Source organism: Pseudodesulfovibrio profundus (genome assembly GCF_900217235.1).
Taxonomy (GTDB): Bacteria; Desulfobacterota; Desulfovibrionia; order Desulfovibrionales; family Desulfovibrionaceae; genus Pseudodesulfovibrio; species Pseudodesulfovibrio profundus.
The window spans coordinates 277,868-290,030 of record NZ_LT907975.1 but is presented as its reverse complement, the minus strand read 5'-3'; the positions used below and the strand labels follow the sequence as shown (position 1 = coordinate 290,030).

The window sequence follows — 12,163 nt, the reverse complement described above, 5'->3', positions numbered from 1 at the left end:
ATCGGCCATCTTGTGAGGTTGCTATTCGGTCGGTTCAGTAAACACCCTTGTGCCCAGATCGCGATCCAACATAAAGAGACCGCCTCCGTCGCCCACGAGTTTGAGCTTGCCGACGATGTCGCCGACACTATCTTCTTCTTCGACCTGCTCAGAGATGAACCACTGCAGGAAGATTCCTACAGCGTGGTTCTTTTCCTCCACAGCCAGGTCGGCAATGGCGTTGATACGTGCAGTCACACCCTGTTCATGCTCCAAAGCATTCTCGAACGCAGCCAGAGGAGTTTCCCAGGACACCTGGGGAGCTTCGATCTGACCAAGTTTAGCATGACCGCCAGCTTCATTGATATAATTGAAGAATTTCATCGCATGGAACATTTCTTCCTGATACTGGGCAAACATCCATTTGGAAAAGCCGCCCAATCCTTCCTGAGCAAAGTGCGATGACATGGAAAGATATATATGTGCGGAGTAGATTTCCCAATTCATTTGATCAATAAGAGCAGCCTCAAGTTTCTGGCTCAGCATGTAAACTCCTTTCTCTTTAATATCAGCCTGTTAAAATAAACGAATAACAAAAAAGGTGATCAATGCAACATCGCATCGTTCACAATGATATAATGCAAATCATAATTCACCACTTTTCCTTACAATTTGCAAGGTGAAGAGGAATAGATTTGCTTATTTCAACGTATTGGACAAAAACATGGTGCGCAATCGATGCGCAAGGTGGGTGCTGCGTTTGCCTGCGGTGGCATTGTTCAATCCAATCTGAAAAGCACGCTCACTGCCTACCATGACAGCCAGTTCTCTGGCTCTGGTAAGTCCTGTGTATAACAGGTTCCGCTGCAACAGCATGTAGTGCTGAGTAACCACCGGCATGACAACGGCAGGATACTCACTTCCCTGAGATTTATGAACGGATACGGCATAGGCAAGGCTCAGTTCATCAAGCTCACTCGACTCAATGACAACCTGATTGCCATCAAATTCGATGAATAGTTCCTGATCGTCCGGATCAACTTCCAGAATCCAGCCGAGGTCCCCATTAAAGACTTCCTTGTCGTAGTTATTCTTCATCTGAATAACACGATCGCCCTCACGAAATGTCGAGAACTTTCGTTTAATCTCCGGCTTATGCGGAGAAGGCGGATTGAGCCGCTCCTGCAAAGCTGCGTTCAACGCCTGGGTCCCGACATCCCCTTTATGCATCGGAGTCAAAACTTGAATGTCACGAAGCGGGTCAAGGCCGTATCGATCCGGGATGCGATCACAAACACTATCAAGGATCAGCTTCTGAACCTTGGCCGAATTCTCTTGCGGAATCCAAAAGAAATCAGCTTCCGGTGCCTGCTGCGGATGCTGCCGGGGGAACTGGCCATTGTTTATTCTATGCGCATTAACAACTATAAAACTTTCCTGCGCCTGTCGAAAAATATGGGTAAGAACAGCGCACGGGACACGTTTGGAATCAATAAGATCACCAAGGATATTTCCCGGGCCAACGCTGGGCAACTGGTTTACATCACCAACCAGAATCAAACGGCATGTATGGGGAAGAGAACGTAGAATGGCTACAAAAAGATGCGCATCCACCATACTGGCCTCATCGATGATAAGCACATCACCTTTGAGCTTCTGATCCTCGCAGTAGTGAAAGCCGCCATCCGGCTGATACTGCAGCATCCGGTGCACTGTTTGCGCGGTATGCCCAGTCGCCTCAGACATGCGCTTGGCTGCTCGACCTGTTGGTGCTGCTTGAAGGATTTTAAGCCCAAGCTCCTTGAGTGTCAGCATGATTGCCTTGGTAATAGTCGTCTTACCTGTTCCAGGCCCACCGGTGATGATAAAGGCCTTGTTGCTACAGGCATCGAAAACCGCTTCTCTCTGCTCATCCGAAAGAGTGAACCCAAGCTTGTCTTCCACACGAGGCAAGGTTTTATCGATCTTTTTACGGCTGACAGACGAAGGATGGCTGACAAGCTGGTAGAGGCGCTGCGTGATCTCGTTTTCGTAGTGAAAGAAATGCATCAGATACACGGCATCGGAAAGATGCTGTTCCGGCAAATCCTCTATTCGGACCCGCTTCTTTTCTTCAAGTGAATACAGAGCAAGTTCCAACTTGTTGAAATCATGGGCGTCCAGCATACGAGCGACTTCGGCCAACAGTTTATCCTTGAGGATGAACATGTGCCCGCCTCGCTCACAATATGTGAACATATAATACACGATGGAAGCTTCCAACCGCTGGGCGCAATCAGGCTCAAACCCGAGCTTCATAGCCATCTGGTCAGCAGTTTTGAACCCAACTCCACGGATTTCATATGCCAGATCATAGGGATTATCGCGGAGCTTTTTCTCAGCCTGCGCGCCATATAAGTGGAAAATTTTACCAGCGAAAGTAGTCGGAACGTTGTGTGTCTGAAGAAACACAAGGAGATTCTTAATCTCCCGTTGCTTCGTCCAGGACTCAATAATGTCTTTCAACTTGTTCTTGGAGATGCCTTTGATGGATAGTAACTCTTCCGGGTTGTCATCAAGAACATCAAGAACACCAACACCATACTCCTCGACCATGATCGAAGCGGTCTTCTCTCCCACGCCCTTGATGGAGGATTGGAGGAACTTTATCACCCCATTTTCCGTTGCCGGGCGCGATTCTTCAAAAGATCGCACTTCCATTTGGCGTCCGAATTTCGGATGAACAGTCCACACACCTGCAATATCAAGAGTAGAGCCAGCCGAAAGCTCTCCCATGGTCCCAACAATGGAAACGGTCCCGGGTTCGTCAGGAACGCGCACCCGAGCAATGGTGTATCCATTTTCCTTGTTGTAATAGACAACGGACTGAACTTCCGCACCGGTAAGGCGCGACAACTGATCTTCATTCATGGCAACTGCACCGCAATTTATACTTTCTGGCGATGAACCAGAGACTGCTTCAAGGTTTCCTTGTCCATGAACTTCACCTCACCGCCAATCGGTATACCCTGAGCAAGGCGACTGACGTTGATGTCGGGATAATCGGACTCAACAAGATTCTTGATGTAGGAAGCTGTTGATTCGGCATCAAGAGTTGCCCCAAGCGCCAAAATCAATTCAGAAATATCTCCAGACGCAAGACGCCTGCGAAGGCGCTCGATCTCAAGTTGGCCCGGGTCGATACCTTCGAGCGGCGAGAGCAAACCACCGAGGACGAGGTATTTCCCCTTGAACACGCCCATCTCTTCCATAGCTAGAAGAGCGTCCCATTCAGGGACAAGGCATAACTGATCAGAGTCGCGTCCGGGATCAGAACAAATCGAACATGGGCTGCTTTCGGCCAGACAAGCACACTCGTCGCACAAGCACAGCTTTTCTCTGAGTTCCAGTATGGACTGACCGACTCCCCCCGCCTTCTCCTTGGGCATTTTCAGCAAAGTAAGCGCAATACGAAGTGCGGACTTGGGTCCAATACCTGGCAAAGATGAGAGTTGTTCAACAACCTCTCTCATCGGACCGGGAAGATTATTCAACGAAATCTCCTTGTACCAATGAACAAAAAATAAGGGGCAGAAAACAAGTCCTTGTACTTACGGCTCAACGTACGCACCGGTACCGTTTCATGCCCCACACCTCAACGGCAGGTTCCAATCTAGAACATGCCAGGTATGTTCAATCCACCAGTGATGGAGGACAATTCCTTTTCCATGTGCTCTTTGGACTTCTTGAGGGCTTCGTTGGCGGCCGTCAAAACGAGATCCTGCAACATGTCTTTATCACCGGACTCCATGACGGAATCTTCAATCAGGACCTCGGTGATTTCCTGACCACAGGTAGCCTTGACTGTCACCATACCGCCACCGCTGGTGGCCTCGACGATGGTGGATTTCAACTCTTCCTGCTTCTCGCTCATTTTGCGCTGCATAACCTGCGCCTGGCGAATCATTTCGTTCATACCTTTCATTATTCTCTCCTGGTCGTTATCGTTACTGACTTATTGTTTTCGATGGCTGACGGAAATCAACTGCGCACTGAACGTGTCCATTATCATTTTCACGCCGGGATGCGCTTCCGCCTCCTCTCGAAGCTGCTTGTCCGTCTTGTGGACGGCAATATCACCTGTTTCAACCTTAACTTCAACCAAAGGGCCGAAATATTCTCTCGTCAAAGAATCCAATGCGTTGAATGTCTGTTTTTCAGAAAGCTGGGCGCACTGCATCCTGGTACCGCATGTAATCACCAATTCGTCGCCGCGCAACTCCCCTTTATTCAAACGAAGTTTGGCGGCTTTAACCGGAATTTTGCCATTCTTTTCATTGACGAACTCAAGAAAACCTTCCCAGTTCCTTGGCCCCTTCGGCGCAAATGTTTTCGAGTCAGAAAGCGGTTGGTTCACTCTGTTTGAGTCCACGGGGGAGCTTGCAGGTGCAGTCTTAGTGTGGCTTTCCTGAACTTCGGAGCCATGAGCAACCTGCTTTCTTACAACTTCAGCTTGCTGCTGCACAGGAGCGGCCTGCTGGCGCGATGCAGTTGGCATTGTGGAGTTAGCAACATGGTTCTGCTGCGCATGGGGAGAGGGAGCGGCAGGCTGGGCCGGGACACTCGATTGTTTAGGTGGAGGAGCAAAACGCTGGCCGGACTGTTGTCCGAATCCGCCTCCCTGCTGACCATATCCTCCGCCTTGAGGGCCTTGCTGACCACCTCCGAAATTACCACCTTGTTGCCCTGGAGGCGGTGGTGGAGTTCCACCAGTTGGAGCAGAGCCTACAGACTCAAGATTAATCAAGTCCGGAAGGCTCGTGAGGTTCAGCAGCAACAACTCAAGAGCCAGAGCAGGCTCAAGGCTAGTCATGACTTTTCGCTGCCCATCGAGGGTCATCTGCCAGCAGGCGTGAATATGGGATGGATCAAACTTGCCAGCCCACTCAAGCCAGGCCCGGGCTTCTTCGCCCGACATACCAAGCAACGGCAAAGCTTTTTCACCGGCCTGTCGCAGTAAAAACATGTTTCGCCAGCAGTTTGTCAGTTCGCGCAGGAAAAAGCCCAGGTCAAGTCCCTGATCAAGCACCTGACGCAAGACCATACCCACTGCCACCAGATCACGGGAGTGCATGGCTTCCATCAACTGGAAAAATACATCCTGTCCGGCAAGACCAAGAAAGTTTCGGACTTCTTCTTCCCGCAGAACATCGGATCCCATGGCAAGGGCCTGCCCCAGCAATGACATGGAGTCGCGCACACTACCAGCGCCGCGCTTGGCAATAATTTCCAAAGCCCCCGGCTCGAACGGAAGCTCTTCCATGTTCATGATACTTTCGAGGTGATTGACCAACTCCTGCTGCGTCAGCATTTTATAGATATAATGCTGACAACGACTGATGATGGTCGGGGGAAATTTATGTGGTTCGGTGGTCGCCATGATGAACGTAGCTCGCGGTGGCGGCTCCTCAAGGGTTTTGAGGAGCGCGTTGAACGCCTCTTTCGTCAACATATGGGCTTCATCAATGATGAACACTTTGTACCGGCACTCAACAGGTGCGTAGCCGATATCCTCTTTCAAGCGCCGGGCATCATCAATTCCGCGGTTGGATGCACCATCAATTTCAATGACGTCAACAGCCACACCAGCTGTGATCTGCTTGCAATTGGAGCACTCGTTACACGGCTCTGCCGTTGGTGCATTCACACAGTTGAGCGCTTTGGCAAAGATACGGGCAATGGTCGTTTTACCAACACCACGCGTTCCGGAAAAAAGATATGCCGGGGCAATCTTATCCGATGCTGCCGCTCTTGAGAGAATGGACTTGATGGCTTCCTGTCCGGCGACATCGCCGAAGGTCTGGGGACGGTATTTTGCAGTCAGGTTCGATGTACTCATGAAACTACCCGGAAGTGTGACGCGGTAACAGGTTACATTCTGGCTTTCCCAAAAAAGGGGAAAAACGACTTCTCGCGTCGAGTTTCCCCTTACCTACCAGATCGCGTACTGGTTTTCTAGACTTTCTATCAACTCTCGATGACGGAACCTCTAGATGGAATAGCGATGCAACCAGTGTTCGTAATCAGAGTTTTCACCCTTGACGATTTTGAAGTATTCAGTCTGCAGCAGCTTGGCTACCGGACCAGCAATGCCGGAACCGATCTGTCGACGGTCAATGGAGCTGATGGGAGTCAACTCTGCGGCAGTACCAGTGAAGAAAACCTCATCCGCGACATAGAGCATGTCACGAGTCAGCGGCTCTTCACGTACTTCATATCCAAGATCATTCGCCAGAGTGATGATGGAATTACGGGTCAAACCGCCGAGCACGCCGTCGGCATGCGGGGTGTAGATGACATCATCCTGAACCATGAAGATATTCTCGCCAGAGCCCTCGGAAACATGACCGGTGGTGTCGAGCAGAATCGCTTCATGATACCCGTCGGCGACAGCTTCGGTTTTGGCCAGAACAGAGTTGACGTAGTTGCCGCAAGCCTTGGACTTGGTCATCATGACATTGACATGGTGACGATTGAATGTGGAACACTTGACGGCAATACCCTTTTCAAGGGCTTCCTCGCCGAGGTAAGCGCCCCAGGGCCATGTGGCGATGATGGTGCGAATGGGGTTGTCGCCGGGATGGACACCCATGGCGCCGTCACCGATGAAAACCAGAGGACGGATATAAGCACCTGCCAGCTTATTGAGCTTGAGGGTCTCAACTGCAGCCTCGGTCAACTCTTCTGCTGTATACGGAACGGTGATTCCGAGAATCTTAGCAGAGTTAATCAGACGAACCATGTGCTCTTCGAGGCGAAACACCTCGGACGAACCATCTGCGCATTCGTATGCACGAATACCTTCAAAAACGCCTGCACCATAATGCAGAGTGTGAGTCAGGACGTGAACATTTGCCTCGTCCCAGGGAACCTGTTTGCCGTCGAACCAGATGGTTTCGGATTTCTGGACCATTAATATCTCCTTAAGGAATTTTTCGTCTCGAGGACGTAGAATACAGCATTGAAATAAGGACGCTATGAAAAAGTCTTTCCGAGGTCAAGATACACCTTGCATTATCAGTGCAATTTCATTTTGACAGCTACAGATTTAAGCGAGTATGTAATCTAACTTGCATTAATAAAATTGAGGAGTTTTTCAACATGTCCAAGTTTGCGAGAGTCGACAGACTGCCCCCCTATGTTTTTGCTCAGGTTAATGAATTAAAGATGAAAATGCGCCACGCGGGCGCGGATATCATCGACCTGGGCATGGGCAATCCCGATGTGCCCACACCAAAGCCCATTCTCGACAAGCTGACAGAGGCGGCGTACAAGCCAGGAAACTCCAAGTACTCAGCGTCCAAAGGTATCAAAGGCCTTCGTAAAGCCATCCGTGATTGGTACTACCGTCGTTACGACGTTTCTTTGGATCGCAATCAGGAAGTGTGTGTCACCATGGGCGCCAAGGAAGGTTTGGCCCACTTGGCGCTGGCCATGCTCAGCCCGGGCGATGTCGTGCTGGCACCGGACCCGGCCTACCCTATCCATCCTTATGCTTCGATCATTGCAGGCGCTGATGTACGACGTGTGCCCATCGGACCGGGTCAGGATTTCTTCGAAAACCTTGAAACAGCCGTCACTCATACTTGGCCCAAGCCCAAGTTGCTGATTATCAACTTCCCGCACAACCCGACAACACAGTGTGTGGAAATTGAGTTCTTTCAGCGTATCGTTGATTTTGCCAAAGAGCATGAACTGTTTGTCATTCACGATCTGGCATATGCAGATTTCGTCTTCGACGGTTATCAGGCCCCCAGCTTCATGCAGGCGGATGGAGCCAAGGAAGTCGGCGTCGAGTTCTTCTCCCTGACCAAGAGTTATTCCATGGCCGGTATGCGCGTAGGCTTCTGCGTAGGCAACCCGGACATGGTGCAGGCACTGACCCGCATCAAAAGTTATCTCGACTACGGCATTTATCAGCCAATCCAGATTGCTGCGACATGTGCACTCAACGGCGATCTGGGCGAGAACCCGCAATTCAGCCGCGAAGACATGGACAAGGCCGTAATAGACATTATGGATGTATACAAGGATCGCCGCGACGCCTTGTGTGCAGGATTGAACCGCATCGGTTGGGAAGTCACCCCGCCAAAGGCTACCATGTTCCTCTGGGCACCGATCCCTGAGCAATTCAAGCACATGGGGTCTGTCGAGTTCTCCAAGTTACTGCTCAAAGAAGCAGAAGTCGCAGTATCTCCAGGTCTCGGATTTGGCCAATATGGCGATGACCACGTACGTTTCAGCTTCGTTGAAAACCGTCATCGCACGAATCAGGCTGTTCGCAACCTGCGTAAATTTTTCTCTAAGGGGTAAATAATGGAAAGTATTAAACTTGGTTTGGGCGGTTTTGGAACCGTAGGTTCCGGCTTGGCCAAAATTCTTGATATGAACGCCGAGCGCATTGAAAAACGCCTGGGCAAACGTATAGAAATCAAAAAGGTTCTTGTTCGCGATCTCAACAAAAAACGCGCCTTTGATCCAGGTCCAGGGGTCTCTTTTACGGATGATCCGCATGCACTGGTCAGTGATCCTGATATCGACATTGTCGTCGAACTCATGGGCGGACTGGATACTGCCAAGAACCTCATCCTTGATGCATTTGAACAAAAGAAACATGTTGTGACAGCCAACAAGCACCTGCTGGCTGAACATGGACTGGAACTTTTTCAGGCAGCCATTGATAACAATGTCGGCCTGATGTTCGAATCCAGTTGCGCTGGCGGTATTCCCATCGTTCAAACTTTGAAAGAAAGCCTCGCCGGTGACGAAATCAACAAGATGCTCGGCATCATGAATGGCACAGCCAACTATATTTTATCTGAAATGACCACCAAGGGTATGGATTTCGAGACTGCCCTTGCCGAGGCCCAGGATCTTGGATACGCCGAAGCAGACCCGTCCTTTGACATCGAAGGATTCGATACTGCTCACAAGCTTTGCGTGCTCATACGCATGGCATACGGCGTGGACTACCCTCTCAATGAAATCCCGGTACAGGGAATCACCAGCGTCACCCCGATGGATATCCAGTTTGCTCGCGAATTCGGTTATCGCATCAAGCTGCTGGCCCATGTAATGGATGTGGAAGGTAAACTGGAGGCAGGCGTACACCCTGCCCTGGTTCCGTACACCTATCTGCTGGCCCGTGTAGGCGGTAATTACAACGCTGTCCGTATCGAAGGCAATGCCGTTGGCCCTGTGATGCTCCACGGTCAGGGAGCTGGCGACCTGCCCACCGGAAGCGCCGTATTGGCAGACATTATGAACCTGACCCGCCAGATGAAGGGCTCCTGCGAGTTGCCTGACAACACCGGGTTCGACAACAAGCCTATTGAGCGTGCAACCATTCTGCCGCCGGAACAGTCCGTATCCAAATACTATTTCCGCTTCACAGTGGCGGACAAGACTGGTGTCATGGCGGCCATAACTCAATCTATGGCGCAACATGGTGTTTCTATTGCGCAGGCCGTTCAGAAAGGTGAAGCAGGAATGGAAGGCGTTCCGCTGGTCATCATCAGCCACGAAACGGCTGCTAAAAACGTAGACGCCGTAATCAATGAAATCGATGCAATGGACTTCACGGTAGAACCGTGTGTGAAGTTCCGAATCCTCTAGTAGGAAGTTATAATGAAAGTACTCTACCTCATCGCCGATGGCATGGGAGGTTGGCCTCTGGAGGAGCTAGGCGGCAAGACGACCATGGAAGCTGCCGATACTCCCAATATGGATGAACTGGCAAAAGACGGTATAGTCGGTGTTGCCCAGACCGTTCCTGAAGGAATGCAGCCTGGATCCGATGTTGCCAACATGGCTCTGCTCGGCTTTGATCCTGCCCGCTACCATACTGGACGCGGCCCCATCGAAGCCGCGGCTCAAGGGCTTGAACTGAGTGAAGACGACCTTGTATGGCGCCTGAACCTCGTGACCGTTTCGCAGCTCAATATTGACGGGTACATGCGTGATTACTCTTCCGGTCACATTGATACGGAAGTTTCGCGCCCTGTAGTTGAAGCGCTTCAGGAAAAGCTTGGTAACGAGACCTATACCTTTATCCCAGGCATTCAGTATCGACATCTGCTGGTTCAGAAAGATGGCGCGAAGAGTGATGATGCTCAGATAGCAATCAATCCCCCGCACGACATCACAGATAAACCAATTAAGCTTGACCTACGGGCTTTTTCCAAGAGCCCACATCTTTGGGACCTTGTTTTTGAGGCTAAGGAAATCCTCGAAAACAGAGATATCAATATGTCGATGGCCAACTCCATTTGGCCGTGGGGACAAGGGCGCCCTCTTTCCCTTCCGAACTTCACTGAAACCTTCGGACTTAAAGGTGGCGTCATCTCAGCAGTTGATCTCATCAAGGGCCTCGGTTTTGCTTCCGGCATGGATGTGATTGAAGTTGAAGGGGCTACAGGACTCCTTGATACCAATTACCAAGGTAAAGTTGATGCAGCACTTGAGTTTCTGAAGGAGAACGATTTTGTTTTCGTTCATCTGGAAGGACCTGATGAATGCGGCCATGGCGGCAATGCACAGGACAAAGTCGAAGCCATCAACCGTTTTGATGCTCAAGTTGTTGCTCCGCTGAGGGAAGCGCTTAAGGATGAAGACGTTGCCTGGATCGTCACATGTGATCACTTCACCCCGATTGCCGAACGGACACACACAATGGATGCTGTGCCCTTCCTCATAAACGGTTCAGGGTGCGCTCCATCCAACGTGCCAAGCTTCTCCGAAGCACAGGCCAACCAGACAGGGGTAAAACTTGAAGAGGGCCACACATTGCTCTCTTACGCACTTGACCAGTTGGGGCTCAAATAATGGCTACGCCGGATTTCCCATCAAATCATAGCTGGTATAAGCACTTTGTTTCTTATGGCGAAACAGACACCATGGGCGTTCTCTATTATGCAGAATATCTGCATATATATGAACGAGCTCGAAGCTTCTTCATACGGGAGCACGGAATGAGTTACGCCGAAGTTGAAAGGCGAGGCATTATCCTTCCGGTACGTGAAGCGCAGAGCCGCTACCGTGCGCCTGTGCGCTTCGATGATGAAATTCATGTTCGGGTCGGTATCAGTCTGTGGAAACGTGCATCCATGAAATTCGCATATGAAGTTTGGGATAAAGACAGGGAAACTTTACACGCTACAGGATTCACGGAGCATGCAGCTGTCAACAAGGAAGGAAAACCCACCAGGGTACCGGAATGGTTGAAATCCTTGTTCGGTTAAAAAATATCCCATAGCACTAAAACAGCCGTTTACATGGCCGCGTTGATCTGGCATCTTCGCGGCCATGCTTATTGATTTCCATACTCACGTATTCCATCCGAAAATTGCCGATAAAGTTCTGCACCAACTGGAAAATCACTATTCAATTCATCCGGTCGGAACGGGCACAGCTGACGATCTACTTCAGCGCATGTCCACTTCAGGCATCGATAAATCCGTGGTCCTGACAGCCGCTACAGCTCCAGCACAAGTCATTCCGGCCAACAACTGGGCCATACAGACCAGCAAGGAATATGATCAATTCATTCCTTTCGGGACTGTACACCCCAGATTCGACCAGATGGAAAGAGAATTGGATCGTCTGGAAAGCAATGGGATAAAAGGATTGAAATTTCACCCGGACTTCCAAGGGTTTCGGATGGATGATCCTGCCTTATTTGATGTCATGGAAATGATTCAGGACAGATTCATCTGTCTTTTTCACGTAGGAGACACACTCCCGCCGGATGAGAATCCATCATGCCCTCGCAAGCTTGCCGCAATCAAAGCAGCTTTCCCTGAAACGACTATTGTTGCTGCTCATATGGGCGGATACCGTCACTGGAAAGAGGCCATAGAACACCTGGCTGGAAAAGGCATCTTAGTTGATACATCGAGTTCGCTCGACTTCATTGATGACAGTATGCTGAAGGAACTATTCGATGCTTTTAGTATCGAGAGCCTGCTTTTCGGCAGCGATTATCCCCTATTTGACGCAGGTATTGAACTTAACCAACTCAAAAAACGCCTCTCGCTCAATGAAGCCGCAATAGACCAAATCATGAGCAATGCATCTACCCTACTCAATTTATAGGAAATCGATACATTGTTGAATGCCATCAAATAAGTGTTGAAATCCGGAATCA

Annotated in this window: 11 protein-coding genes; 5 read left to right on the top strand and 6 right to left on the bottom strand. The window is 50.2% G+C overall.

Annotated features, from left to right (window positions below):
• Positions 1-21 precede the first annotated feature (21 nt).
• The 6 genes from DPRO_RS01445 to DPRO_RS01420 form a co-directional block, all read right to left on the bottom strand.
• The gene (locus tag DPRO_RS01445; RefSeq protein ID WP_097010475.1) at positions 22-525 is read right to left on the bottom strand and encodes a ferritin; all 504 of its coding nucleotides are present in this window, start codon (positions 523-525) and stop codon (positions 22-24) included.
• A 153-nt stretch (positions 526-678) separates the two neighbouring features.
• Positions 679-2,889, bottom strand: a complete 2,211-nt coding sequence (gene recD2, locus DPRO_RS01440) for an SF1B family DNA helicase RecD2 (RefSeq protein ID WP_097010474.1) — start codon at positions 2,887-2,889, stop codon at positions 679-681.
• A 17-nt stretch (positions 2,890-2,906) separates the two neighbouring features.
• Complete coding sequence (gene recR / locus DPRO_RS01435; protein ID WP_173806726.1) at positions 2,907-3,512, bottom strand: recombination mediator RecR; 606 nt, start codon at positions 3,510-3,512, stop codon at positions 2,907-2,909.
• A 119-nt stretch (positions 3,513-3,631) separates the two neighbouring features.
• Positions 3,632-3,943 carry a YbaB/EbfC family nucleoid-associated protein gene (locus DPRO_RS01430; RefSeq protein WP_097010472.1) on the bottom strand — a complete coding sequence of 104 codons (312 nt, stop codon included), beginning with the start codon at positions 3,941-3,943 and terminating at the stop codon, positions 3,632-3,634.
• A 30-nt stretch (positions 3,944-3,973) separates the two neighbouring features.
• Positions 3,974-5,857 carry a DNA polymerase III subunit gamma/tau gene (dnaX, locus tag DPRO_RS01425; protein WP_097010471.1) on the bottom strand — a complete coding sequence of 628 codons (1,884 nt, stop codon included), beginning with the start codon at positions 5,855-5,857 and terminating at the stop codon, positions 3,974-3,976.
• A gap of 150 nt (positions 5,858-6,007) precedes the next feature.
• Positions 6,008-6,931: a branched-chain amino acid transaminase gene (locus tag DPRO_RS01420; protein ID WP_097010470.1), complete on the bottom strand. Its 924-nt coding sequence runs from the start codon at positions 6,929-6,931 to the stop codon at positions 6,008-6,010.
• A 188-nt stretch (positions 6,932-7,119) separates the two neighbouring features.
• Here DPRO_RS01420 and DPRO_RS01415 point away from each other — a divergent pair, with 188 nt between their 5' ends.
• From DPRO_RS01415 to DPRO_RS01395, 5 genes are all read left to right on the top strand, one after another.
• Positions 7,120-8,331, top strand: a complete 1,212-nt coding sequence (locus DPRO_RS01415; protein ID WP_097010469.1) for an aminotransferase class I/II-fold pyridoxal phosphate-dependent enzyme — start codon at positions 7,120-7,122, stop codon at positions 8,329-8,331.
• A 3-nt stretch (positions 8,332-8,334) separates the two neighbouring features.
• Positions 8,335-9,633, top strand: a complete 1,299-nt coding sequence (locus DPRO_RS01410; protein ID WP_097010468.1) for a homoserine dehydrogenase — start codon at positions 8,335-8,337, stop codon at positions 9,631-9,633.
• A 12-nt stretch (positions 9,634-9,645) separates the two neighbouring features.
• The gene (locus DPRO_RS01405; RefSeq protein WP_097010467.1) at positions 9,646-10,842 is read left to right on the top strand and encodes a cofactor-independent phosphoglycerate mutase; all 1,197 of its coding nucleotides are present in this window, start codon (positions 9,646-9,648) and stop codon (positions 10,840-10,842) included.
• The gene (locus DPRO_RS01400) at positions 10,842-11,258 is read left to right on the top strand and encodes an acyl-CoA thioesterase (RefSeq protein ID WP_097010466.1); all 417 of its coding nucleotides are present in this window, start codon (positions 10,842-10,844) and stop codon (positions 11,256-11,258) included. Before DPRO_RS01405 ends, DPRO_RS01400 begins: the two co-directional genes overlap by 1 nt.
• A 64-nt stretch (positions 11,259-11,322) precedes the next feature.
• Positions 11,323-12,111 carry an amidohydrolase family protein gene (locus DPRO_RS01395; protein WP_097010465.1) on the top strand — a complete coding sequence of 263 codons (789 nt, stop codon included), beginning with the start codon at positions 11,323-11,325 and terminating at the stop codon, positions 12,109-12,111.
• Positions 12,112-12,163: the final 52 nt, after the last annotated feature.

What these genes read in the sequence shown, in the direction of transcription:
- DPRO_RS01445 (WP_097010475.1), bottom strand. Translation starts at nt 525, where the DNA reads ATGCTGAGCCAGAAACTTGAGGCTGCTCTTATTGATCAAATGAATTGG.
- dnaX (WP_097010471.1), bottom strand. Translation starts at nt 5,857, where the DNA reads ATGAGTACATCGAACCTGACTGCAAAATACCGTCCCCAGACCTTCGGC.
- DPRO_RS01410 (WP_097010468.1), top strand. Translation starts at nt 8,335, where the DNA reads ATGGAAAGTATTAAACTTGGTTTGGGCGGTTTTGGAACCGTAGGTTCC.
- DPRO_RS01415 (WP_097010469.1), top strand. Translation starts at nt 7,120, where the DNA reads ATGTCCAAGTTTGCGAGAGTCGACAGACTGCCCCCCTATGTTTTTGCT.
- DPRO_RS01400 (WP_097010466.1), top strand. Translation starts at nt 10,842, where the DNA reads ATGGCTACGCCGGATTTCCCATCAAATCATAGCTGGTATAAGCACTTT.
- DPRO_RS01420 (WP_097010470.1), bottom strand. Translation starts at nt 6,931, where the DNA reads ATGGTCCAGAAATCCGAAACCATCTGGTTCGACGGCAAACAGGTTCCC.
- DPRO_RS01405 (WP_097010467.1), top strand. Translation starts at nt 9,646, where the DNA reads ATGAAAGTACTCTACCTCATCGCCGATGGCATGGGAGGTTGGCCTCTG.
- DPRO_RS01395 (WP_097010465.1), top strand. Translation starts at nt 11,323, where the DNA reads ATGCTTATTGATTTCCATACTCACGTATTCCATCCGAAAATTGCCGAT.
- recD2 (WP_097010474.1), bottom strand. Translation starts at nt 2,889, where the DNA reads ATGAATGAAGATCAGTTGTCGCGCCTTACCGGTGCGGAAGTTCAGTCC.
- DPRO_RS01430 (WP_097010472.1), bottom strand. Translation starts at nt 3,943, where the DNA reads ATGAAAGGTATGAACGAAATGATTCGCCAGGCGCAGGTTATGCAGCGC.